This is a genomic window from Kovacikia sp. CALU 1929, from assembly GCF_056784235.1.
Genome location: NZ_JBXBCF010000081.1, coordinates 121,931 through 146,424 on the forward strand (window position 1 = coordinate 121,931; position 24,494 = coordinate 146,424).

17 protein-coding genes are annotated in these 24,494 nt (G+C 50.2%); 14 read left to right on the plus strand and 3 right to left on the minus strand.

Annotated elements, in window-relative coordinates; genetic code table 11:
• Nucleotides 1-74 precede the first annotated feature (74 nt).
• Nucleotides 75-2,861 carry a bifunctional acetate--CoA ligase family protein/GNAT family N-acetyltransferase gene (locus tag AC1S52_RS21640; protein WP_482031115.1) on the plus strand — a complete coding sequence of 929 codons (2,787 nt, stop codon included), beginning with the start codon at nucleotides 75-77 and terminating at the stop codon, nucleotides 2,859-2,861.
• A 179-nt stretch (nucleotides 2,862-3,040) separates the two neighbouring features.
• Nucleotides 3,041-5,476: a phosphoketolase family protein gene (locus tag AC1S52_RS21645; protein ID WP_482031116.1), complete on the plus strand. Its 2,436-nt coding sequence runs from the start codon at nucleotides 3,041-3,043 to the stop codon at nucleotides 5,474-5,476.
• Nucleotides 5,477-5,683: 207 nt separating this feature from the next.
• On the opposite strand, the gene AC1S52_RS21650 is transcribed toward AC1S52_RS21645, so the two are convergent.
• Nucleotides 5,684-5,890 (minus strand): hypothetical protein, encoded by a 207-nt coding sequence (locus AC1S52_RS21650; RefSeq protein ID WP_482031117.1) that lies wholly within the window; start codon nucleotides 5,888-5,890, stop codon nucleotides 5,684-5,686.
• A 253-nt stretch (nucleotides 5,891-6,143) separates the two neighbouring features.
• Entirely contained in the window at nucleotides 6,144-6,554 is a 411-nt protein-coding gene (locus AC1S52_RS21655) for a hypothetical protein (protein ID WP_482031118.1), read from the minus strand.
• Between the two features lie 379 nt (nucleotides 6,555-6,933).
• On the opposite strand from AC1S52_RS21655, the gene AC1S52_RS21660 reads away from it, so the two are divergent.
• The 9 genes from AC1S52_RS21660 to AC1S52_RS21700 all read left to right on the plus strand — a co-directional run bounded on the left by AC1S52_RS21660 (nucleotide 6,934) and on the right by AC1S52_RS21700 (nucleotide 17,186).
• Nucleotides 6,934-8,070: a citrate synthase gene (locus AC1S52_RS21660; RefSeq protein WP_482031119.1), complete on the plus strand. Its 1,137-nt coding sequence runs from the start codon at nucleotides 6,934-6,936 to the stop codon at nucleotides 8,068-8,070.
• 339 nt (nucleotides 8,071-8,409) lie between these two features.
• Nucleotides 8,410-9,528, plus strand: coding sequence for an NADH-quinone oxidoreductase subunit NuoH (nuoH, locus tag AC1S52_RS21665; RefSeq protein ID WP_482031120.1), 1,119 nt, complete (start codon nucleotides 8,410-8,412; stop codon nucleotides 9,526-9,528).
• Nucleotides 9,529-9,774: 246 nt separating this feature from the next.
• Entirely contained in the window at nucleotides 9,775-10,359 is a 585-nt protein-coding gene (ndhI, locus tag AC1S52_RS21670; RefSeq protein ID WP_482031133.1) for an NAD(P)H-quinone oxidoreductase subunit I, read from the plus strand.
• 85 nt (nucleotides 10,360-10,444) lie between these two features.
• Nucleotides 10,445-11,086 (plus strand): NADH-quinone oxidoreductase subunit J, encoded by a 642-nt coding sequence (locus tag AC1S52_RS21675; protein ID WP_482031121.1) that lies wholly within the window; start codon nucleotides 10,445-10,447, stop codon nucleotides 11,084-11,086.
• Between the two features lie 14 nt (nucleotides 11,087-11,100).
• Entirely contained in the window at nucleotides 11,101-11,406 is a 306-nt protein-coding gene (gene nuoK, locus AC1S52_RS21680; protein ID WP_482031122.1) for an NADH-quinone oxidoreductase subunit NuoK, read from the plus strand.
• 34 nt (nucleotides 11,407-11,440) lie between these two features.
• Nucleotides 11,441-12,361 carry an NAD(+) kinase gene (locus AC1S52_RS21685; RefSeq protein WP_482031123.1) on the plus strand — a complete coding sequence of 307 codons (921 nt, stop codon included), beginning with the start codon at nucleotides 11,441-11,443 and terminating at the stop codon, nucleotides 12,359-12,361.
• Between the two features lie 31 nt (nucleotides 12,362-12,392).
• Nucleotides 12,393-13,967: a rhomboid family intramembrane serine protease gene (locus tag AC1S52_RS21690; RefSeq protein ID WP_482031124.1), complete on the plus strand. Its 1,575-nt coding sequence runs from the start codon at nucleotides 12,393-12,395 to the stop codon at nucleotides 13,965-13,967.
• A gap of 579 nt (nucleotides 13,968-14,546) precedes the next feature.
• On the plus strand, nucleotides 14,547-16,550 hold the full coding sequence (locus tag AC1S52_RS21695; protein WP_482031125.1) for a protein kinase domain-containing protein: 2,004 nt from the start codon (nucleotides 14,547-14,549) through the stop codon (nucleotides 16,548-16,550).
• Nucleotides 16,551-16,904: 354 nt separating this feature from the next.
• Nucleotides 16,905-17,186: a hypothetical protein gene (locus AC1S52_RS21700; RefSeq protein WP_482031126.1), complete on the plus strand. Its 282-nt coding sequence runs from the start codon at nucleotides 16,905-16,907 to the stop codon at nucleotides 17,184-17,186.
• 164 nt (nucleotides 17,187-17,350) lie between these two features.
• Here AC1S52_RS21700 and AC1S52_RS21705 read toward each other — a convergent pair whose 3' ends face one another.
• Complete coding sequence (locus tag AC1S52_RS21705; protein ID WP_482031127.1) at nucleotides 17,351-18,196, minus strand: FkbM family methyltransferase; 846 nt, start codon at nucleotides 18,194-18,196, stop codon at nucleotides 17,351-17,353.
• Nucleotides 18,197-18,817: 621 nt separating this feature from the next.
• Here AC1S52_RS21705 and gltB point away from each other — a divergent pair.
• The 3 genes from gltB to AC1S52_RS21720 all read left to right on the plus strand — a co-directional run bounded on the left by gltB (nucleotide 18,818) and on the right by AC1S52_RS21720 (nucleotide 24,102).
• Nucleotides 18,818-23,404, plus strand: coding sequence for a glutamate synthase large subunit (gltB, locus tag AC1S52_RS21710; RefSeq protein WP_482031128.1), 4,587 nt, complete (start codon nucleotides 18,818-18,820; stop codon nucleotides 23,402-23,404).
• Nucleotides 23,405-23,467: 63 nt separating this feature from the next.
• A complete protein-coding gene (locus AC1S52_RS21715; protein ID WP_482031129.1) occupies nucleotides 23,468-23,908 on the plus strand; it encodes a PIN domain-containing protein in 441 nt (146 codons plus the stop codon).
• Nucleotides 23,905-24,102 (plus strand): hypothetical protein, encoded by a 198-nt coding sequence (locus tag AC1S52_RS21720; RefSeq protein ID WP_482031130.1) that lies wholly within the window; start codon nucleotides 23,905-23,907, stop codon nucleotides 24,100-24,102. Before AC1S52_RS21715 ends, AC1S52_RS21720 begins: the two co-directional genes overlap by 4 nt.
• The last annotated feature ends 392 nt before the right edge of the window (nucleotides 24,103-24,494 follow it).

Here is a 24,494-nt window from a genome sequence, read left to right on the forward strand (position 1 = left end):
CCGCAACCTATTTCGCACTTTATGTAAATCCTCACGATGCATTCAGCCTGACTCTTCCATTCACGGTGCCTATTATGCAAACAACTCTGTCATCCGGTTCTGAGCGCACTTACGATATTTTGCGCTCAGAACATCGCCCCCTTGATGCGATCTTCGCCCCTAAGTCGGTCGCTGTGATTGGAGCAACAGAACGACCAGGGAGTGTAGGGCGAATTGTTTTGTGGAACTTGCTCAGCAATTCCTTTGGTGGTACGGTCTATCCAGTTAATCCCAAGCGCCATAGCGTACTGGGTATTAAAGCTTATGCCACGATCGCTGACATTCCAGAACCCGTAGATCTGGCGGTGATTGCGACCCCTGCCTCTACGGTTCCGGGAATAATTCGGGAATGTGTAGATGCCGATGTTAAAGGTGCGATTGTCCTTTCAGCCGGATTTCGAGAAATTGGTGCAGCAGGCGTTGAACTGGAACATCAAATCCGCGAACAACTTCAACGGGGTAAGCTACGGCTGATTGGTCCCAATTGTCTGGGTGTGATGAACCCAGTGACTGGCTTAAATGCGACCTTTGCAAATGCGATCGCCCGTCCCGGTAATGTGGGCTTTATCAGCCAGAGTGGTGCCCTCTGTTCCGCCATTTTGGATTGGAGCTTTCGGGAAAATGTCGGCTTTAGTGCCTTCGTATCCATTGGCTCTATGTTGGATGTGAACTGGGGCGACTTGATCGATTACCTGGGAGATGACCCCAATACCCATAGCATTGTGATTTACATGGAGTCGATCGGCGATGCCCGTTCCTTTCTCTCCGCCGCCCGGGAAGTGGCGCTGACCAAACCAATCATTGTCCTCAAAGCGGGCCGCACAGAAGCCGCTGCTCAAGCCGCCACATCCCATACCGGGGCATTAGCGGGGAGTGATGCGGTTTTAGATGCTGCCTTTCGTCGCAGTGGGGTACTACGAGTTGATCGCATTTCTGAACTATTTGATATGGCAGAGGTGCTGGCAAAACAGCCTCGCCCCAAAGGTCCCCGTTTGACCATTATCACCAATGCGGGAGGACCGGGAGTGCTGGCAACCGATGCCCTGCTCAACAATCGGGGAGAACTGGCGAAGCTCTCGGGTGAGAGCATTGCTGCCCTCGACCAACACCTTCCCCCCTTTTGGAGCCACCAAAATCCGATCGATATCCTGGGAGATGCGGATCCAGAACGCTATCAGCAAGCGATCCAAATCGCTGCCCAAGATCCCGAAAGTGATGGCTTATTAGTCATTCTCACTCCTCAGGCGATGACCGATCCAACCCAGACAGCGGAACGGTTGAAAACCTGGGTTGAAAATCAAACCGTTCCCAAACTAACTAAACCGATTCTTGCCAGTTGGATGGGCGATGCCGATGTGGGTGAGGGCGAATTGTTGCTCAATCAAGCGCAGATTCCAACCTATCGCTTTCCCGATACGGCGGCGCGGGTGTTCAGTTACCTGTGGCGCTTTAGTTACAATCTGCGCGGCATCTATGAAACCCCTGTTTTACGAGGGAATGACGAACCAGGAGTTCCCGACCATACTCAGGTCGAAACCATCATCACCGCTGCCCATCAGGCAAACCGAACCGTTCTCACAGAAGTGGAGTCAAAGCAAATCCTGGCGGCTTACGGTATTCCCGTGGTGCAGACCTGCGTGGCTTCCAGCGAACCAGAAGCCGTGGATTGTGCAACGGCGATCGGCTATCCGGTTGTACTCAAGTTGTTCTCCAAAACCATTACCCATAAAACCGACGTGGGCGGCGTGCAACTGAATCTAGTCGATGCCGAAGCGGTGCGCCGTGCCTATCAAACCATCCAAACTTCTGTATCCGAAAGGGTAGGGGCTGAACACTTCATGGGTGTGACTGTGCAGCCGATGGTGAAACTGAGTGGCTATGAATTGATTGTGGGCAGTAGCCTCGATCCCCAGTTTGGTCCGGTGTTGCTATTTGGGGCGGGTGGACAGTTGGTGGAGGTGTTTCAAGATCGGGCGATCGCCCTCCCTCCCCTGAACTCCACCCTGGCACGGCGGTTAATGGAGCAAACCCAAATCTACAAGGCGTTACAGGGCGTGCGGGGACAGCCTCCTGTCGATTTAGAGGCTTTGGAACAATTGTTAGTCCGATTCAGCCAACTTGTGGCAGAGCAACCCTGGATCAAAGAGATTGATATCAATCCGTTGCTGGCGAGGAGTGGGGAGTCAGGATCTCAAAATTCCTCTTCCTCCCTCCTTGCCCTTGATGCTCGCGTCATTCTGCATGACCATTCCCTTCCCGCAGATCAATTGCCAAAATTAGCGATTCGTCCCTATCCAGCCCGGTATGTAACACCCTGGCGATTAACCGATGGCACAGAAGTCACAATCCGTCCGATTCGCCCTGAAGATGAGCCATTGGTGATTCAATATCACAAAACTTTGTCTGAACAAAGTGTTTATTTGCGCTACTTTCATTTGATCAAACTGAGTCAGCGCATTTCCCACGATCGCCTGACTCGTATTTGCTTCGTTGACTATGATCGCGAAATGGCACTGGTTGCAGACTACCAAAATCCTGAAACGGGGAACCACGAAGTTCTGGCAATTGCACGGTTAAGTAAACTACAGGGCACCCGTGCAGCAGAGTTTTCGATGCTGATTAGCGATCGGGTTCAATGTCGTGGTTTGGGCACAGAGTTGCTAAAACGATTGCTGCAAGTAGGACGGGACGAGCAGCTTGACCACATCACGGCAGAAATTTTATCCGATAATGCTGCCATGCAGCGAGTCTGCGAGAAATTGGGTTTTAGGATCAGCCGTACAGACGACCACTCCGTTGTTAAAGCTGAAATTCAGCTCTGAATTTCCGATCCAAGTTGCTGGGGAAGTGTTTAGGTGCGGGTGGTAGGGGTTGTTAGTCATTGGTCATTAGTCATTTTCAACTTTCAACTTCTGCCCATTACCCTCATCCCTCATCCTTCATCCCTCATCCCTCATCCTTCTGCTATAACTGTCAACCCTTAAACCTCTCAATCAAAATTATGTTAACCACTTCCCCAACCTCAACCGTCGAGTCATCTATTAGTGCCTTTGGACCCGCCCGTTCTACTATTCAGGGCACACCCCTGAGTGCCGAAGAACTGCGGAAAATGCAAGCTTACTGGCAGGCATGCAACTATCTGGCGATCGGCATGATCTATCTGCGCGACAATCCCTTACTGAAACAGCCCCTCAAGCCAGAACACATCAAGAATCGGCTGTTAGGGCACTGGGGATCGAGTCCTGGCATGGCATTCACCTATGTCCATCTCAATCGCCTGATTAAAAAATATGACCTGGATATGATTTTTCTGGCAGGTCCGGGGCACGGTGCTCCCGGCATTCTGGGTCCCGTTTATCTGGAAGGCACTTACTCCGAAATCTATCCTGACAAGAGCGAAGACGAAGCTGGGATGCTGCGCTTTTTCAAACAGTTTTCCTTCCCCGGTGGCATTGGTAGCCACTGCACACCAGAAACGCCCGGTTCGATCCACGAAGGCGGCGAGCTGGGCTACAGTGTCTCCCACGCCTATGGCGCAGTTTACGATAATCCAGATTTGATTTCCGTGGTCATGGTGGGCGATGGAGAATCGGAAACGGGTCCCTTAGCGACGGCATGGCATTCCAACAAATTTATCAACCCAATTCGAGATGGTGCCGTTCTGCCGATCCTGCACCTGAACGGCTACAAGATCAATAACCCAACTATTTTGGCTCGCATCAGCCATGAAGAACTGGTTGCTCTGTTTAAGGGGTACGGCTACGAACCTTACTTTGTCGAAGGATCAGACCCTGAAACCATGCACCAGGCGATGGCAGCCACCCTGGAACATGGTGTGAATGAAATTCGCCGGGTTCAAGCAGAGGCTCGTAGTACGGGAGTAGCGACCCGCCCCCGCTGGCCCATGATTGTGCTACGCACTCCCAAAGGTTGGACGGGACCCAGCACAGTAGATGGACATAAAGTGGAAGGGTTCTGGCGATCGCACCAGGTACCTCTATCAGGAGTGCAGAAAAATCCGGAGCATCTGAGACTGCTGGAAGAGTGGATGCGGAGCTGCAAGCCAGAGGAAGTGTTTGATCAGAATGGTACTTTAATGCCTGAACTGAAGGAGTTAGCTCCCATTGGAACGCGCCGCATGAGCGCCAATCCCCATGTTAACGGGGGTTTAGTGCGGAAGGCATTACAATTACCAGACTTTCGGAAGTACGGCATTGAAGTGGATCAACCTGGACAAATTGAAGTCTCAAACACAAAGCCTCTGGGTGTTTTCTTGCGCGATGTGATGCAGAATAACCTGACTAATTTCCGAGTCTTTGGTCCCGATGAAAACACATCCAACAAACTCGATGCGATCTACGAAGTCAGTAAAAAGTTCTGGATTGCAGAATATCTTCCAGAAGACGCGGATGGCGGCGAGTTGGCTACGGACGGACGGGTGATGGAAATGTTGAGCGAACACACCCTGGAAGGCTGGCTGGAAGGTTACTTGCTAACCGGACGGCATGGGTTCTTTTCCACCTATGAGTCCTTTGTGCATGTGATTGATTCCATGATCAACCAGCATTGTAAGTGGCTGGATATTTGCAGACACATTCCCTGGCGAGCTTCCATCTCTTCCTTGAATTTACTGATCACCTCTACCGTTTGGCGGCAGGATCACAACGGTTTTACCCACCAAGATCCTGGCTTTTTGGATGTGGTGGTGAATAAAAGCCCCAATGTGACTCGAATTTACTTACCACCGGATGTCAATACCCTGCTGTCTGTTGCCGATCACTGTTTGCAGAGTACGGATTACGTCAATGTGATTGTGTCTGATAAGCAATTGCACTTGCAGTATATGGACATGGATGCGGCGATTAAGCACTGCACCAAAGGAATTGGCATTTGGGATTGGGCAAGCAATGATCAGGGTGAGGAACCGGATGTGGTCATGGCATGTGCAGGCGATATCCCGACCTTAGAGGCATTGGCAGCCACCGTGATGCTGCGGGAGTTCTTTCCCGATATCAAGATCCGATTTATTAATGTAGTGGATTTGTTCAAACTTCAACCGGATACCGAGCATCCCCACGGATTGAGCGATCGCGATTTTGACTCCATGTTTACGTTAGATAAGCCAATCATCTTCAACTTTCACGGCTATCCCTGGCTAGTTCATCGTCTGGCTTACCGTCGCCATAATCATCGCAATCTCCATGTCCGGGGCTACAAGGAGAAAGGCAACATTAACACTCCCTTAGAGTTAGCAATCAATAACCAGATCGATCGATTCAGTCTGGCAATGGATGTGATCGATCGTGTACCCAGGCTCAAAGTAGCTGGAGCACACGCAAAGGAATATCTCAAAGACCAGCAGATCGAGTGTCGCCACTACGCCTATGAGCATGGCATCGATAAGCCGGATATCGTCAGTTGGAAGTGGCCCTACTAGTACAGCAAAACGAAAGTTTTGTAAGGGGTGAAGGGGTTCCACCCCTTCTTGGGGGCGAAGCCCCCCAAACCCCCATGTTGCAAAATTTAGTGTTTGCAACACTCGTGTTTTACCAAAGGAATTTTGCCTGGTCATCTAAACCCAGAAAACCCAATTTGCGAGATTTTGAAGGGTTTACAAACCCTTCAAAATCTGATTGGCAGACTACTAGTCTCTTAAATCCTTTGCCGTGGTTAACAGAAAAGCTTCTACGCTTGTCTGGCGCATCCCCCGTTCCTGGGAAGCATGCAGCACAATCATCCATTGACCAGTTTTTGGATCTCGATAGGTCGTGAAAGGATTGGGCCGGAGCGATCGCTGACGTATTTGTCCGTTGGCAACTTGTTTAGCTGTACAACCATCCTGGCAATTCATGGTGTAAACATCCCAAAAACGCTAACCTCCAAAGCTCATGACTAAGCCCAAAGAGGTTTATCAATAGGCTTTAAGAGCCATCAAAAGCAATCGAAGTTTGTTTTAAGAACGATTGCAGCAGGGACACAAAAGCTAAACTGGCACTACCCATTCCAATCATTCAGGCTTCAGTCGTGCCTTCTTAATCATGCCTCCAGGTGTGGCTTGTCTCGCTACGGTGCAACCACGCAAATTTTAGGGATAAAGGGGGGGGTTAGCTCGAAATTTTGCTCAACAGCGGATCAAGCCAGGGCTGAAACTGATCGCGACGAAATATCTGGGCACGGCGGCGGTAGTCAAAACGAACGAGACTGGGGATGCCATGTTTGTGAACACAATCTCTCAGCCAGGATGCTACGCCCTGCCCTTCCTGGGGCACCATCTCAGCCTGGAAAGGACCATACATCAAAACTAAACCGCTATGCGCTTGTAAGGGAGCATCACGTTCGATTAAAGTAGTCAGGTTTGGATGATGTCTGCGATCGCTTCTGTCAGAGTAGGGATTAAACTGTTCGTGCTTCAGGTTTTCTCGTAGCGTCCTGGATCGTTGATGCCCTGACTTAACGGAATGATGGTCTACATGAGAATCTGCATGGTATTTACGGTTAACTTGTCTATAGGTCATAAAACTCCTGATTCGATAAAGACAAAAAAGCCATTGGTTTCCCCCCTGTCATACCGCAGGAACCTGGAAGAACCAATGGGCTGTTGCAAGTAAGCAATGAGGTTGAGATGTAGAGAGATCTTTTCCACCTATTCTATCTATGGTAACTATTTTTTATGTTGCGCGACATTTTTTTGCGAAACTGTGCTTTCGGTTGCAATTTGGGACGCGATCGTTGAAATTGTAAGAATTCACTAGTAAACCAGCACCAGCCAGCCATTTTAGATGTCTGATAATTGGTCATCAAAGACTAATCCATCAACCGGATTAGAAAGATACAGTTTCCAGATTTCTGATAGGTTAGCGTGAATAAGCCCATTCTTAAGTAAACGGTGGAACCATGACTGTCTGCGAATATAGGGCAGGGTTAGAAGGCATTCCCGCAACCCAATCCAGCATTAGTTTTGTGGATGGACAGCGGGGAATTTTGGAGTATCGCGGCATTCCGATCGAGAAACTGGCGGAACAAAGCACATTCCTGGAAACAGCGTACCTCTTGATTTGGGGTGAACTGCCGACAAAGGAAGAATTGGAACTTTTTGAGCACGAAATCACCCATCATCGGCGACTTAAGTACCGGGTGCGGGACATGATGAAGTGCTTTCCTGAAAGTGGACATCCAATGGATGCCCTGCAAGCCTGTGCCGCCGCCCTTGGTCTTTTTTATTCTCGCCGTGCCCTGGATGACCCTGCCTATATCCGGGCGGCTGTTATCCGCCTGTTAGCCAAAATCCCAACGATGGTTGCAGCCTTTCAACTGATGCGAAAGGGAAATGATCCAGTTCAACCTCGTGATGATCTGAGCTACGGTGCCAATGTTCTCTATATGCTCAATGAGCAGGAGCCAGATCCGCTTCCCGCCCATATCTTTGAAGTTAGTTTGATTCTCCACGCAGAGCATACTATCAACGCCTCTACTTTCTCGGCGATGGTGACCGCTTCTACCTTGACCGATCCTTACGCTGTGGTGGCTTCTGCGGTGGGCACCCTGGCTGGTCCCCTGCATGGTGGAGCCAGTGAAGAGGTGATCTGGATGCTGGAGGAAATTGGTTCGGTAGAGAATGTCCGCCCCTGGTTGGATGAACAGTTAAGCGGTAAAGCTAAGATCATGGGCTTTGGCCACCGCGTCTACAAAGTCAAAGACCCCCGTGCCACCATCTTGCAAGAACTGGCAGAGAAGCTATTTCAGAAGTACGGTCGAGATAAGTACTATGACGTTGCGGTTGAACTGGAGCATGCCGTGGCGGAGACGTTAGGACACAAGGGGATTTATCCCAACGTAGACTTCTATTCCGGTCTGGTTTATCGCAAGTTGGGCATTCCAACCGATCTATTTACTCCGGTGTTTGCTATTTCTCGCACAGCGGGTTGGCTGGCTCACTGGAAGGAGCAACTGGGTGAAAACCGAATCTTCCGCCCTACCCAAATTTATACAGGGCTTCACGACGCTCCCTATGTCCCCATTGAGGAGCGTTGAGGCGGTATTACCTTCCTCTCTGCCGTGAGTGATGGGCGTCACCCCTCTTGCTTTTCTTGCGCACCCTTGCCAGGATAACGAGAGTGACGATTTTCAGGAACTCCAGCCCTCAGATTTTGGTTCTGGGGGCTTCTTTTTATGGGCTTTCTCTATACCTTTGTTCTCAAGATATTAATAACTCTGCCCTGTCTTGTAAGCCCATCCAGAGATATACTAAGGACGCATACATAATGTAAAGATGTCTTTACCCTGGTCTGGTAAGGCGGGGCGTTAAATGATTTCTTGAGTTGCGTGTGCGATTTGAGTAGATGCTGAGTAGTTGCTTGAGTTAGGTAGGAAATGAACTCAGGAATCGACGTACAGGAAATCTTTGTTCGGTCTTTGATGGATCTGGGGCTGCCAGCAGGGGCGGCAAAGGCAATCTGGATGCCTCTGCCGATGCTGCTGATGATTATTGGTGCGACGGTGGGGGTATTGGTCACTGTCTGGTTGGAGCGAAAAATCTCGGCATCTGTTCAGCAGCGAATCGGTCCTGAATATATTGGTCCGCTGGGAGTACTAGCACCTGTCGCAGATGGGCTAAAGCTCATCTTTAAAGAAGATGTAATTCCAGCCAAGGCGGATTCTCTCTTGTTTACCCTGGGTCCGGTCATTGTTGTGATTCCAGTCTTTCTGTCCTACATGATTGTGCCCTTTGGGCAAAATCTAGTAGTGACCAATGTGGGCATGGGGGTGTTTCTCTGGATTGCTCTGTCGAGTATTGCCCCCATTGGACTGCTGATGTCGGGTTATGCATCGAATAATAAATATTCCCTATTGGGGGGGCTACGGGCAGCGGCACAGTCTATCAGTTATGAGATTCCGCTGGCGCTCTCGGTGCTGGCGATCGCCATGATGTCTAACTCACTCAGTACCGTTGACATTGTGGATCAGCAATCTGGCTACGGCATTTTAGGCTGGAACGTCTGGCGACAACCCATTGGCTTCCTGATTTTTTGGATTGCGGCGCTGGCAGAATGTGAACGAATTCCTTTTGACCTGCCAGAGGCAGAGGAAGAGCTGGTTGCTGGCTATCAGACCGAATATTCAGGCATGAAATTTGCTCTTTTCTATCTCGGTGCCTACGTAAATTTGGTGCTTTCAGCCCTGCTGGTTGCCGTACTTTACCTGGGTGGCTGGGAATTTCCGATTCCTCTAAATCTGGTGGCTGGGTGGCTGGGGGTCAGTGAAGCGAATCCTATTTTTCAGATTGTCACCGCTTCCCTGGGGATTACGATGACCCTGCTGAAGGCATACTTCTTAGTATTTCTGGCGGTTCTCCTGCGCTGGACAGTGCCCCGTGTGCGGATTGACCAATTATTAGACTTGGGTTGGAAGTTTCTGTTACCTGTGTCGCTTGTGAATCTTTTATTGACCGCAGGGTTAAAACTAGCATTTCCTGCCGCCTTTGGTGGTTGAGGTTTTGGAGGGATAAAGGATGAACGATGAGGGATGAGTAACGCTTGATAGTTGTGTTTAGTGGTCTTTAAAGTTTGTCCTTCTATTCCTCATCCTTAGGGAATGGCAGAGTCTTACATCCTTCGTCCGTACAAACCGTCGTTATTCATTCTTTATCCTTTACCAACTGTCCTTATTCATCTTTTCTTCCACCCTTCGGGAACAGCAGAGCCATCCATCCTTCATCCTTTACAGAGTGCCAGTATGCTGAAGTTTCTCAAACAAGTTGGCGATTACACCAAGGAAACTGTTCAGGCAGCCCGCTACATTGGTCAGGGGCTTTCGGTCACATTTGACCATATGCAGCGGCGTCCGGTGACGGTTCAGTATCCCTACGAAAAGCTCATCCCTTCCGAGCGTTTCAGGGGAAGAATTCATTTTGAGTTTGATAAGTGCATTTCCTGTGAAGTCTGTGTCCGGGTTTGCCCGATCAATTTGCCTGTGGTGGATTGGGAATTTAACGCTGAGATGAAGAAAAAACAGCTTAAACACTACAGCATTGACTTTGGGGTCTGTATTTTCTGTGGCAACTGTGTAGAGTTTTGCCCGACTAACTGCCTATCGATGACAGAGGAGTATGAGCTTTCGACTTACGATCGCCACGAGCTAAACTACGATAACGTTGCGCTGGGTCGCCTGCCCTACAAGGTGACTAATGACCCGATGGTGACTCCTCTGCGTGAACTGGCATACCTGCCGAAGGGAGTTACTTCTCCCCACGATTTGCCAGCGGATGCCCGCCGGGCTGGACAGCGCCCTGAAGAAATTCTAGAGCAGATGGAAAAATTATGATTGGGGCACGGGGCACGGGTCAGTGGTACCCATTTGCAACCACTGACTACTGGCTGCTGACTAGTTCAATAGGAGCTTAATTACAGTGAATCTGGCTGAAGGCGTTCAAGTTGTTTCGTTTGGGATCCTGTCCTTGATGATGATTGGAGCAGCCTTGGGGGTTGTTCTAATTTCAAATATTGTCTACTCGGCTTTTCTGCTGGGTGGGGTGTTTATCAGCATGGCAGGGCTATATTTGCTATTAAATGCAGACTTTGTGGCAACTGCTCAGGTGTTGATTTATGTGGGAGCGGTGAATGTTTTGATTCTGTTTGCCATCATGCTGGTCAACAAGCGGGAGGACTTTGTTCCCTTACCGAAAGCCTGGATTCGGAAAGCTGCGACGGGTCTGGTCTGTGTTGGTCTGTTTTTGCTGCTGGCAACGATGGTTTGGATTACGCCCTGGGCATTTTCGACTCAAGTAGCGGCAGGTGATACGGCAATCGTGACGATCGGTAAGCATTTCTTTACTGATTTCTTGCTGCCGTTTGAACTGGCATCGGTTCTGTTGTTAATGACGCTGATTGGAGCAGTGGTTTTGGCACGGCGTGAGTTTATTCCAGAGCAAGGGGACGCACCGCAGCAACCTGCTTTAACTTTGCCAGAGCGTCCTCGTGAATTAGTTGGGGCAGTTCCCAGCAGTCGGGAACGAACCATCACGTCATCCTTTCCTGATCAGAATTCTTAGTTAGAGCAACGTCCATGCAACTTCAATTTTTTCTCCTTCTAGCGGCAGCACTATTTTGCATTGGGATCTATGGGCTGATTAACAGTCGCAATGCGGTGCGAGTTCTGATGTCGATTGAGCTAATGCTGAATGCCGTCAATTTGAACCTGATGGCGTTTTCCAACTATTTGGATCCTCAGACGATTAAAGGACAGGTGTTCACCACCTTTGTGATTGCGATCGCGGCGGCTGAGGCGGCTGTCGGGCTGGCGATCGTCCTGGCAATTTACCGTAACCGAGATACGGTCGATATGGAACAATTTAACCTGCTCAAATGGTAGGCTCAAGGGACGTTCGACAACAACTTCTCAAGCTGTGCAACTGAAGCAGGTCATTATTGCCCATAAGGCGGGAGATGCCGTCAGCCAGCGTGTGGCTGAAAAATGTGCGCGGCAGTTAGAGGAGCGGGGCTGCAAGGTTTTGAAGGGTCCTAGTGGTCCAAAGGATAATCCCTATCCAGTTTTCCTGGCTTCGGTAAGTCAGCCGATTGATCTGGCTGTGGTCTTGGGGGGAGATGGCACGGCTTTAACGGCAGCTCGCCATCTTTCCAGTGATGGGATTCCAATTCTGGCAGTCAATGTCGGTGGGCACCTTGGCTTTTTGACCGAGTCCTCAGATGAGTTTGTGGACTCGGAGCACATCTGGGACCGATTGCTGCAAGATCGGTTTGCTGTGCAGCAGCGAATGATGCTCCAGGCAAGTATATTTGAGGGGAATCGCACTAACCTGGAGCCGATGAGCGATCGCTTTCTGGCGCTGAATGAAATGTGTGTTAAACCGGCATCGGCGGATCGGATGATCACGTCCATTTTGGAGATGGAAATTGACGGTGAGGTGGTGGACCAATACCAGGGGGATGGGCTGATTGTGGCAACTCCCACTGGCTCAACTTGCTATACCGTAGCGGCAAATGGTCCAATCATTCATCCCGGCATGGAGGCGATTACGGTTACGCCTATCTGCCCCTTGAGTCTCTCCAGTCGTTCGATTGTGCTACCTGCCGGTTCTGTGGTCAGCGTTTGGCCCCTGGTTGATCGAGAGTTAAATACAAAACTCTGGATGGATGGCGTTTTGGCAACTTCCATTTGGCCCGGTCAACGGGTGGATATTCGGATGGCAGACAGTCAGGCAAAATTTATTATTCTTAAGGAAAACTATTCTTACTATCAAACCCTACGGGAAAAGCTGCAATGGGCAGGAGCCAGGGTTTATTACAATAACAATCATCGAAATTGAGGAGTGGGCAATCGCCGCCTTTTAATCCTTCATGAATTTTAATGCCATCGTTATTCAACTGGTTTGTATTTCCTGTGGGTTGATGTTGCTGCGAGCGAGGTCTGTCCCCAGGGGGTGGGTGGCGATCTCTGGGTTCATTTTGCTGGTCGTGGGGGGAATGCTGTTACTGTTGCCCGCCCAGGCTGCCTGGGTGAGCGGTAGCTTATGGTTGATTCTGTACCTGTTGCCCCTCCTGGGTTTTGCCAGAGTAAACACGCTGGTACGGCAGGAGCGATACCGACAGGCAAGAAAGGCAGCGACTTTGTTGCGTTGGTTGCACCCGCTGGATGGGTGGATGGAATACCCGGCAATGCTGCGGGCGTTGGAACTGGGACAGCAGGGCAGAATCGACGAGGCAATCCAGCGGCTTCAGCGCTATCAGATGGAAGCCTCCCCAATGGGACGACTGGCGACTGCCATGCTCTACCGCACGGGTGCCCGGTGGCAGGAGGCGATCGCCTGGGTGCAGCAGCGGTTGGGCGAAGAAGCTGTATTTACCGATGTGGCTGTCGGAATGATTTACCTGCGATCGCTGGGTGAAATAGGCGACCTCAATCGCTTATTACAACTGCTAGAGCGATTTGAGCGCTTATTAGAGAAAGTTGGAGATGGCTTTAGCCTCAGCGTAATCAAAATGTATGCCCTGGCATTTTGTGGACAGGTCGAGCCAGTGCAAGAGGCATTTAAAGGTACGCTGTCCACCATTCCAGATAGCACACAACAATACTGGCTGGCAACCGCTGAGATGGCATCTGGCAACGAAGCGGTTGCCCGTCAGCAATTTCTGAGATTGCGCGATCGCACAGGTGAGTTGATGAGACTGGCGATCGACTGGCGCTTATCCCAGCCCCCCATCCATTTGGAGGAAACGCTAAACGACACCTCCCGGCAAACCTTAATTCGGCTCAGAGTTGAGTCCGGGCACGAGTCTTACTATAGTTTCCGGCAAGTCGTAAAGGGACGAACCACCTATGCCACATACCTTTTAATTCTGGCGAATCTACTCATGTTTGGGCTGCAACTGAGCCAGGGTGGTAGCGACAACCCCTACAGCCTTTACCGATTGGGCGCGGTTATCCCAGAAGCCGTGTTTGCGGGGGAATGGTGGCGGATCATTAGCGCCAATTTTATGCATATAAACCTCACCCACCTGCTCATGAATATGGTGGGACTTTACTGGCTGGGGCGATTCGTAGAATCATCCTTGGGCACAACCCGATTTCTGATTGTCTATGCGATTAGCGGAATTGGCTGCATGCTGACCGTCGCCAGTATTGCTGTTCTAATGGATGCCCCGCCCATTGTCTTCATTGGCGCGTCAGGAGCGATTATGGGACTTTTGGGTGTCATGGGAGCCGTCCTTTTGCGGGGGTGGCGACGCGAAAAAGCTCGTATCGCAGGCAGAGAGCTACGGTGGATAGTGGTTCTGGTTATATTTCAGATTATTTTCGATCTGCTGAATCCAGAAGTGAGCCTGATTGGGCATTTATCAGGGCTGATTTTCGGCTTTGCTGCGGGTTGCCTCCTGGCTGGAACGCCTCCCATAAAACCAACCCTAAAACAATAAGGCGTTGCTGATTTTGAGTATGAATTGAGCGTTGTCTGAGATTGAAACTTCATTCCAACTCATCCTGCTATTCAGCACCACCAACAATAACGACCACGGCTGACTACGATTTTCCCCTTCCCCCTGCTCTCACTTCGGTAGCAACTTATGCGAACAGTTTTCCTCCACCCGGTATGATTATTTAAGTGCATCTATTATGGATCAAGGCTGTAGAAACTGGGTGTGAGATTGAATCTACAGTAGGTGATGGTATATTCTGCCCAGCCCTCAAATTTGGCTCCAGTCTACCCTTGAAAGGTCTAATATAGACTGGTATTGATGGGATTGCGGCAGCAGTCTACATCGGTCTAGCTTGCGGTCTGCACAGGCAGATCGATAGTTGCTTTCGGAGTAATGCGCTAACGACTAAGCAGCAAGGGGGTCATTTGTCTCCACGGGCAAAGGTCCCATTTTTCTGCACTGATGGTTTAGCGAACCGAGCATAACTCAAGTTCTTTCTTGACGAAATATGCAGAAGCAGTTTGGTGAGGATTGTCCTGTCAGGGAACACTAATTGTTACGTCACCTGGGTGCGTAGATATGACCTTTTGCCTCAATCCGGATTGTCAGCAGCCACAAAACGCTGATAATACCGACTATTGCCTCAGTTGCGGTGAAAAACTGACTCCTCTGTTGCGGGGACGTTATCGAGTCACCCGGCTGATTGGACAGGGTGGATTTGGCAGAACCTACCTGGCAGAGGACGAAGACCGCCTCAAGGCACACTGTATCGTTAAGCAGTTTTCACCCCAAATTCAGGGCACCAAGTCCCTGGAGAAAGCAATTCAACTGTTTGGGCAGGAGGCAGTACGGCTGCATGAATTGGGAGAACACCCTCAAATTCCTACATTGCTGGCTTATTTTGAGCAAGACAAACGTCTTTACTTAGTGCAACAGTTCATTGAAGGGCAGACCCTGGCTCAGGAAATGGTGCAGCAGGGTGCTTTTGGTGAACAAAAACTCCGTGAAGTGTTGGCTGGCATTCTGCCTGTCCTCAAGTTCATCCATGATAAACAGGTCATCCATCGCGATATTACCCCCTCCAACATCATTCGCCGCAAAGCAGATAATAAGCTAGTCCTGATCGACTTCGGGGTTGCCAAACTTCTGTCGGCTGAGACCTCTGCTCAACCGGGTACCAAAATTGGGACGGAGGGCTATGCACCCATGGAACAGTTAAGGAGCGGCAAGGTATATCCTGCCAGTGACCTCTATAGTTTAGGTGCAACCTGTCTTTACCTGATGACCCAAACCAAGCCTGATGACCTATACGATCCGCTGGAAGGTCGCTGGCTCTGGCGAGAACGATTGAGGCAGCGGGGACAGAGTATCAGCGAATCGATTGGGCAAATTTTGGACAGAATGCTGAAGGATCTGGTGAGTGAGCGCTATCGGTCGGCTGATGCCGTTATGAGAGACCTGAGAGCCGCCCTATCGCGCCCGCTGGCTGCGGCTTCCGCCAGTGCTGTGGCTTCCCGGATGGCGGCATCGGGTACAGTTTCCAGTCCGCCTACTTCCCGCCCTACTGTATCAGGTCAGCCCCCAATCCCCAGTCAATCCCCTGCACCATCGGCGACTCCGTCCAGACCACCGACTTCGGGGCAGCCATTGGGAACACGATCGCTGCCCTCGAAGCCTCCCATTTCTGGATCACATAATCGCCGCTGTTTGCATACTCTCAGGGGGCATTCTAGCTGGGTGATGGCGGTTGCGATTAGCCCCAATAGGCAAGTGGTTGCCAGTGGTGGTTTAGACAACACGATCCGGCTCTGGCAGCAAGAAACCGGAGATCTGTTGGGAACCCTGACTGGACATACCAAGCCCGTCAACTGCCTGACCATCAGCCCGGATAATCAAACACTTGTCAGTTGCAGTGATGACGACACTGTTAAGATTTGGGATCTGGCAAGTGGCAGGTTGTTGCGGACGCTCACAGGGCACACCAGAGACGTGAACTCGGTCGCAATCAGCACCGACGGACAATTGCTTGCTAGCGGCAGTGAAGACCGCACCGTAATCCTCTGGCAACTGGCAACGGGGGATGCGCTCCAGACCTTTCAAGGACTGGCAGGAATGATTCGCTCGGTTGCCCTCAGCCCAGATGGTCAGGTTCTTGCCAGCGGTGGGCTGGATAATCAGATCAAGCTCTGGAGCCTGAAGACGGGTGGACAGATTCGCACCTTTGCCAGGGGTCACTTCAGTTCAGTCAATGCAGTGGTGATCACGCCTGACAGCAAAACACTGGTCAGTGGCAGTAAAGATAAGACGGTGAAAGTCTGGAATGTTGCCACTGGCGAGGCAATTCGGGTTTTGTCTGGGCATACAGACTCCGTTAACGCGATCGCCCTTGCCCCCAACGGCAAACTCCTTGCCAGCGGTAGCAGCGACTCTACCATTCGCCTCTGGAACTTAGATACCGGAGATTTGCGTACCACACTGAACGACCATACTAGCTCTGTCAACTCAGTTGCCATTAGTCATGATGGGCAATATCTGGTTAGTGCCAGTTCAGATGGAACTGTAAAGGTGTGGCAGTTGGTTTGAGTTGTTAGTGGTTGGTTGTTAGAGGGGTGTGAGGTGGGGTTGGTAGGGGTTGTTAGTTGTTAGTCAGCAGCCAGTGGTCAGTAGTCATTGGTCATTGGTCATTGATCATTGGTCACTTCATCTTTCATCCTTCCCCCTTCCCCCTTCCCCCTCCGACTTTCGCAAAACCGAGTAAAACAGCCGCATCCAAAATGGGCAGTGGATCTATCGGCTAACCCAAAGGGAAGCCGTCGCAGTGCCTCAGGAGAAGGAAACGTTCATCTCAGCATAGAGATATGTATATAAACCCTTCGAGTGAGGGAAGTAAGGAAGAATTGTGAGTAGGCTAGAGAATAGCTACTAACCATTAGACCCATGAATGCTGATGCTGCCCAGTACCCTTATGGGAAGATTCATTACTTCTTTAGAAAATCTGACTATGCTCGCTGGCATCGTCAGGAAAGCAAACGCCACATTCTGCGATCGCAGCTAGGCTTTGGCGACTTTACGCCTTCCCGTCCTAAGCCCTGCGTTGGTTGTATTCACTACCACGGAGTTGCCTACGGTTACACAGGGGAAACGAGAACCACCCTGATCTGTGGGTTCCATCCTTTTGGCTGGGAGAGCCAAGGTTCTTGCCCTGACTGGCAAGAGTAAAGTTTAGTGTCGCGGAATTTTTGAAATTCTAACAATCCTGATAAAGGATTTATACTAATAGCGCATTGGCACGGGAGTAAAGTACAGGTTCGTTGAGTCTTGGATCGGGCATCGACTGGGCTTGATTGAGACAAAAACTACTATAAATTCAGCGCTATGATCATTTAATCAACTTCCTCAATCTCTTTGTCTGTTGTGTCGGGGGTGAAAGAAGAGAGCATTGCTTTAAATTCAGTGATGTCTTTAAGAATGTGCTCATTTAAATTCAAAATATAGGCTCTTCTATCGTCCATTGATGCTGCTAAACTGGCGCTGTCTTCCATGAACGGACGCTGATGTCTAAACTCGTACTTCTTATTTAGAAATATGGAGTATATCTGATAAAGAATCTGATCGCTGGGTCGATAGGCAAGGCTAAGAATATCAAAAAGCGAGAAATTCCTCGCTCCTAGAAAGTTATAGATATCCAGAAAATTACCACTACTGTTTAAGTCATAAAATATATCTGTTTCGAGAATAAGAATCGAAGCCTCGTCCAATAAATGCGTAGCTCCCTGTAGCGCCCCAAACTCTGCACCTTCAATATCCATTTTGATTAAATAAGGGGGAGGTAACTGAACCTCTGAGACGAGGGAATCTAAGGTTCTAGCTTCAACCAGACTTTCATTTCCATCGGCTTCATTTAACATGGTCAGTGTTGGGTTGAGTTTACTCCAATAGGAATGCTTACCTTGAAGGAGTTTGATTTGCCCGTTAAAGGATGAAGCACAGACGATTCGATAGTGCCCACCAATGACCTCCTGGATTTTTTTGAGGCTGTCTCGATAGGTTTCTTGTGCATCAACATTCAATAATTCGATCTCGCCATCAAACAAGTTCCAACATTGCAAGGCAAAGTTTCCATCCGCACAACCCACATCAATGACGGATTTCACCGGAACATTACCATTTTTTAGAAGGATTAAGGAAGCGGCAAATGAATCTCTTGGAATATCGGTTTGTTGCTCCATAATTTATCCCTCCAATCAATTAAGCTTTTCTGGTTAACCAAACCCTGCCCATACCCCTATCTCCATGTCAAGAATACATCACAATTCTGCGGAGATTTGTTAACTTGCAACCCCAACAGGGGTGTGCCCAATACCGGGCAGCAATCCATTCTAGAAAGCGTAGCGTATCTTACACTAAAAGCTAGAAGGAAATTCAATCCTATTACTGAACAGATAAAGATATGGACAGAGCGGATGAATTTGCAGAATTGAGTTAGATAAGGATAATGACTGGATTTATCGGATCTGACAATTTCCTTAAGACTGGAACCTGAAAGTCTTCCTTATAGGAGAATCAGGTTTAAATCTTATCCAAGTTGAGAACTGGAGATTTTCCTCAGGAAAAGCTACGGGTTTCTAAGTTGGTGAGGTTTAGCTAAAACCCTATCCGCAAAATCTTGACTGTCACAGACCAGTTCGAGAAGCTAGCGAAGTTTTCAGATAGGCTTTAAGATCGACCTCTCAATCAATTTAGGGTCATGCGGTCTTTGCTGCCGCAAAAGTTAACCTCCGTGAATGAGGTTAGCGAATGTTTTTCAACCTGTTGATGATGTTTTCCCCGCCAAATTAATAGCAGTCAAAATGAACACCAACCAACTGCCACACAACCAGGGTCTATACGATTCGCAATTTGAGCACGATGCTTGCGGTGTCGGGTTCATTGTTCATATGAAGGGAGAAAAATCGCACGCGATCGTGGAGAATGCGCTGACGATTCTGGTCAACCTGGAACATCGGGGAGCCTGCGGCTGTGAGACGAATACAGGCGATGGCGCAGGCATTTTGATGCAGGTGCCGCACAAGTTTTTGCAGAAGGTTACAGCCATTGAGGGAATTACACTGCCAGAGGCGGGGCAGTATGGGGTGGGCATGGTCTATGCATCTCCTGATCCTGAACAGCGGCAAAAAGGGCGTCAGCTTTTTGCTCAAATCGTGGCGGAGGAAGGTCAGCAGGTGATTGGCTGGCGCGATGTGCCCACGGATAACTCCATGATTGGCAATACGGCGAAGTCGAGTGAGCCGTTCATGCAGCAGGTATTTATCCAGCGATCGCCTAACCTTACCGATGATCTAGCATTTGAACGCAAGCTCTATGTGATTCGGAAGCAGGCACACAAAATTCGGGCAACGGGGGTCGATCCTTTCTGGTATCCTGCCAGTCTTTCTGCCCGCACGCTGGTTTACAAAGGCATGTTGATGACGATGCAGGTGGGGCAGTACTATCCCGACCTGCAAGATCCCGATATGGAGAGTGCCCTGGCACTGGTGCATTCCCGCTTCAGTACGAATACCTTTCCCAGTTGGGAGCGATCGCACCCCTACCGCTACATCGCCCACAATGGCGAGATCAACACCCTGCGCGGCAACATCAACTGGATGCACGCCCGCCAGTCGTTGTTTGAGTCGGAGCTGTTTGGAGACGACATTCAGAAGATTCGCCCTGTGATCAATATCGATGGCAGCGACTCGTTGATTTTTGACAACGCGCTGGAACTGCTCACCCTGGCGGGACGCTCCCTGCCCCATGCCGTGATGATGATGATCCCGGAACCGTGGACGGCGCATGAGTCGATGAGCGAGGAGAAGAAGGCGTTCTATGAGTACCATTCCTGCCTGATGGAACCGTGGGATGGTCCGGCTTCGATCGCCTTTACCGATGGCACGATGATGGGTGCGGTTCTGGATCGGAATGGGCTGCGTCCCTCTCGCTACTACGTGACGAAGGATGACCTGGTGATCATGGCATCGGAAGCGGGAGTGTTGCCCGTTGAGCCAGAGCGGGTGGCATTGAAGGGACGGCTGCAACCGGGACGGATGTTCCTGGTGGACATGGAAGCGGGACGCATCATTGCCGATGAAGAGATCAAATCCCAGATCGCTACGGAGCAGCCCTATCGGGAATGGCTGAATCAGCACCTTGTGGATTTATCCCAGTTAAAAGAGGCTCCCACCCTCCGGGAACTGGATCCTTCTCCCCTGATCCAGCGGCAAACGGTATTTGGCTACACCTTTGAAGAGTTACGGCTCTTACTCACTCCAATGGCGCGGGATGGCGTGGAAGCGATCGGTTCAATGGGGGCAGATACTCCCTTGGCAGTGTTGTCCGATCGCCCGAAGCTGCTTTATGACTATTTCCAGCAGCTCTTTGCCCAGGTGACGAATCCACCGATTGACTCGATTCGGGAAGAAATTATCACCTCAGCAGAGACAACCATTGGCGCAGAGCGGAATTTGTTGAAGCCAGAGCCGGAAAGCTGCCATTTAATCAAGCTGAAAACGCCAATCTTGAGTGATGAGGAGCTGGCAAGGCTGAAATACCTGGATCAGGATGGCTTCAAGTCTGTGACGTTGCCGATCCTATTTAATTCCCAGGAGGGCTTGAGGGGACTGAAGCAAACCTTTGAGCAGATTTGCGCCCAGGCAGACCAGGCGATCGCCGATGGGGTGAGCATCCTGATTCTGAGCGATCGGGGGGTGGACAAGGACAATGCTCCGATTCCGGCGTTGCTGGCAGTTGCGGGTTTGCACCATCATCTGATCCGGGAAGGTACCCGGACACGGGTTGGGATTGTGCTGGAGTCAGGTGAACCGCGTGAAGTACACCACTACGCCACCCTGATTGGCTATGGTTGCGGCGCGATCAATCCCTATCTCGCCTTTGAAACCATTGATGACATGATCCAGCAAAACCTGCTGCTCAATGTGGACTACAAAACTGCCTGCAAGAACTACATCAAAGCAGCCACCAAAGGCGTGATCAAAGTTGCCTCTAAGATTGGCATCTCGACGCTTCAGAGCTACCGGGGAGCGCAGATTTTTGAGGCGATCGGGCTGAACCGCTCGGTGATTGACCAGTACTTTAGCTGGACGGCATCCCGCATCGAAGGGGCAGACCTGGAAGTGATTGCCAAGGAAGCGGTGCTGCGTCACAGCCATGCCTTCCCCGATCGCGAAGTGAATGGACACACCCTGGATGTGGGCGGCGAGTACCAGTGGCGCAAGGATGGAGAGGCGCACCTGTTCAACCCAGAAACGATCCATTCCCTGCAAAAGGCAGTCCGCGTCGGTAGCTATGACCTCTATAAAACCTACGCCCGCCAGGTGAACGAGCAGAGCCAGAAACACTTCACCCTGCGCGGATTGCTGGAGTTTAAGTCCCGTGAACCTTTACCGATTGAAGAAGTCGAATCCGTTGAGGCAATTATGAAGCGCTTCAAGACGGGTGCCATGAGCTATGGCTCGATTTCCAAGGAAGCCCATGAGACGCTGGCGATCGCCATGAACCGCATTGGTGGCAAGTCCAACACAGGTGAAGGCGGCGAAGACCCGGATCGCTATACCTGGACGAATGAGCAGGGTGACTCCAAGAACAGTGCGATCAAGCAGGTTGCCTCCGGTCGATTTGGCGTGACCAGCCTCTATCTCTCCCAGGCGCGGGAAATTCAGATCAAAATGGCGCAGGGTGCCAAGCCCGGAGAAGGGGGTCAACTTCCTGGCAAAAAGGTCTATCCCTGGATTGCCAAGGTGCGCCACTCCACCCCCGGTGTGGGGCTGATCTCACCCCCACCGCACCATGATATTTACTCGATTGAAGATCTGGCAGAGTTAATCCACGACCTGAAGAACGCCAACCGGCAAGCGCGTATCAGCGTCAAGCTGGTATCAGAAGTGGGCGTGGGCACGATCGCCGCTGGGGTTGCCAAGGCACACGCTGACGTGGTGCTGATCTCCGGTTTCGACGGTGGTACGGGCGCATCACCTCAAACTTCCATTAAACACGCTGGCTTGCCCTGGGAATTGGGGCTGGCAGAAACCCACCAGACGCTGGTGCTGAACAATTTGCGATCGCGGATCGCTGTCGAAACTGATGGTCAGATGAAGACCGGACGGGACGTGATAATTGCGGCTCTGTTGGGAGCCGAAGAGTTTGGCTTCTCCACGGCTCCCCTGGTCACCCTCGGCTGCATTATGATGCGCGTTTGCCACATGAACACCTGTCCGGCAGGCATTGCCACCCAGGATCCCCAACTCCGTAAGGACTTTGTCGGTGAACCAGAACATACCGTCAACTTCATGACGTTCATTGCCCAGGAAGTGCGAGAACTGATGGCACAACTTGGCTTCCGGACTCTGCCTGAAATGGTTGGACGCACCGATATTTTAGAACCAAAGAAAGCTGTAGACCACTGGAAGGCAAAGGGCATCGACCTTTCCAAAATCCTCTACCAGCCTGAAGTCGGTGCCGAAGTCGGTCGCTACTGCCAGATTCCCCAGGATCACGGTTTAGACAAATCTCTGGATATCACCGTCCTGCTGGATCTGTGTAAGGGAGCAATTGAAAACGGCGAACCCGTCAAAGCCACCCTCCCGATCAAAAACATCAACCGCGTCGTGGGTACGATTCTGGGCAACGAAATCACCAAACGCCATTGGCACGGATTGCCAGAAGACACCGTTCATCTCCACTTCCAGGGTAGTGCAGGTCAAAGCTTTGGTGCCTTTGTGCCAAAGGGCGTAACGCTGGAACTGGAAGGGGATGCCAACGACTACGTCGGCAAAGGACTCAGCGGCGGCAAGATCATTGTCTATCCCCCAGCGGGTTCTACCTTTGTGGCAGAGGAAAACATCATTGCCGGAAACGTTGCCCTTTACGGTGCGACGGCTGGTGAGGCTTACATCAGTGGCATGGCAGGCGAACGCTTCTGTGTCCGCAACTCTGGGGTCAACGCCGTGGTTGAATCCGTTGGGGATCATGGGTGCGAATACATGACGGGCGGCAAGGTGGTTGTCCTCGGTTCCACTGGACGCAACTTTGCGGCGGGGATGAGTGGTGGCGTTGCCTACATCCTGGATGAGGCAGGCGATTTTGCTACCCGCTGCAACACCCAAATGGCAGGACTGGAAACCCTGGAGGATGCTGAGGAAATCGCAGAACTGCGCCAGATGATCCAGCGCCATGCCGACTACACCGGGAGCCAGAAAGCGACTAAGGTGCTGACTCACTGGGAGGAGATGGTACCCAAGTTCGTCAAGGTAATGCCACGAGACTACAAGCGCGTATTACAGGCATTGAAGCAAGCACTGGAAGATGGTTTGAGTGGGGATGATGCTCTGACTGCGGCATTTGAAGCCAATGCCAAAGATGTGGCGCGGATTGGTGGTAGCTAATTTCCCCGTCAGGGTGGGCACTGCCCACCCTACTATTCTGATGGGACTCTTTAGCATTTGCATATGAGAATTTATCTTGATATGTGTAGTTTGCAACGCCCACTGGATACAAAATCGCAAACACGAATTGCTGCTGAAGCTGAAGCTATACTGAACATTATTGACCTATGGGAGTCTGGACAAATTGAATTAATTTCTTCAGCAGCTTTACTGTTTGAAACAGAACGGATGGTTGCTTCTGCAAGAAAGACTTATGTCGTCGAAGTATTGGCGAAAGCAAACCTATTTATCCATAAAACTATACAGGTTGAGGAACGCGCACAAACATTTGTCACTTTGGGCATTAAGCCACTAGATGCACTGCACTTAGCATTTTCGATAGAGGCACAAGCAGATTACTTCTGTACCTGTGATGACCGATTTCTAAAGCGAGCAAAAGAAGCAAATACCTTACAGACAAAGGTTGTTTCTCCTCTTAAACTCATCACGGAGTTATTGCAATGAGTACTCAGATAAAATCCTTAAGCCAAATCACACAGCAAGCCATTGAAATACTGACAAAAGAAATCGGCATTGCTGACACAATTCGATTTCTCAATCAATTTTCGACAGGCTATGGAAACTATACAGAGGAACGTGAATCTCTATTCGAGGATTTAGCTTTAAATGAAATCTTGGAACAGATGAAGGATTCTTAAATAAAATTATTTGGAGCGATCGCCTAACCCTTAAGTAGTGAGCTATCAGCCTTATGACATTAGCACCCGCTCCCGCAAAGCAGTATGTTGAGCAACGAGACCGAGGGTATTGGATAGCAGAAACTCGACCTTCTTTGAAGCGGATGAATATGGAACTTTTTAACAGGTTGATAGAGAACTGATTGGAAATAGCGGTATGTCTTTATCAGTAACTACAGTTTGGCTACAACGAAAGAGTGACAACAAATTTCATACCAATTTAAATTGAGTAGAAGGCAAATGATTTAGACTGAGAAGTAGTGTTTCAGACTCAGCCAATGGTGGGTGTTACGTCAATCGAAGTGAAGGAAAGTTTGGATGATTTAGCTTTGCAGTTACGTCAAGCGGAAACA

Bases quoted from the DNA above. Each gene is read 5' to 3' on its own strand.
- AC1S52_RS21640 (WP_482031115.1), top strand. From the start codon at position 75: ATGCAAACAACTCTGTCATCCGGTTCTGAGCGCACTTACGATATTTTG.
- AC1S52_RS21645 (WP_482031116.1), top strand. From the start codon at position 3,041: ATGTTAACCACTTCCCCAACCTCAACCGTCGAGTCATCTATTAGTGCC.
- AC1S52_RS21650 (WP_482031117.1), bottom strand. From the start codon at position 5,890: ATGAATTGCCAGGATGGTTGTACAGCTAAACAAGTTGCCAACGGACAA.
- AC1S52_RS21655 (WP_482031118.1), bottom strand. From the start codon at position 6,554: ATGACCTATAGACAAGTTAACCGTAAATACCATGCAGATTCTCATGTA.
- AC1S52_RS21660 (WP_482031119.1), top strand. From the start codon at position 6,934: ATGACTGTCTGCGAATATAGGGCAGGGTTAGAAGGCATTCCCGCAACC.
- nuoH (WP_482031120.1), top strand. From the start codon at position 8,410: ATGAACTCAGGAATCGACGTACAGGAAATCTTTGTTCGGTCTTTGATG.
- nuoK (WP_482031122.1), top strand. From the start codon at position 11,101: ATGCAACTTCAATTTTTTCTCCTTCTAGCGGCAGCACTATTTTGCATT.
- AC1S52_RS21690 (WP_482031124.1), top strand. From the start codon at position 12,393: ATGAATTTTAATGCCATCGTTATTCAACTGGTTTGTATTTCCTGTGGG.
- AC1S52_RS21695 (WP_482031125.1), top strand. From the start codon at position 14,547: ATGACCTTTTGCCTCAATCCGGATTGTCAGCAGCCACAAAACGCTGAT.
- AC1S52_RS21700 (WP_482031126.1), top strand. From the start codon at position 16,905: ATGAATGCTGATGCTGCCCAGTACCCTTATGGGAAGATTCATTACTTC.
- AC1S52_RS21705 (WP_482031127.1), bottom strand. From the start codon at position 18,196: ATGGAGCAACAAACCGATATTCCAAGAGATTCATTTGCCGCTTCCTTA.
- gltB (WP_482031128.1), top strand. From the start codon at position 18,818: ATGAACACCAACCAACTGCCACACAACCAGGGTCTATACGATTCGCAA.
- AC1S52_RS21715 (WP_482031129.1), top strand. From the start codon at position 23,468: ATGAGAATTTATCTTGATATGTGTAGTTTGCAACGCCCACTGGATACA.
- AC1S52_RS21720 (WP_482031130.1), top strand. From the start codon at position 23,905: ATGAGTACTCAGATAAAATCCTTAAGCCAAATCACACAGCAAGCCATT.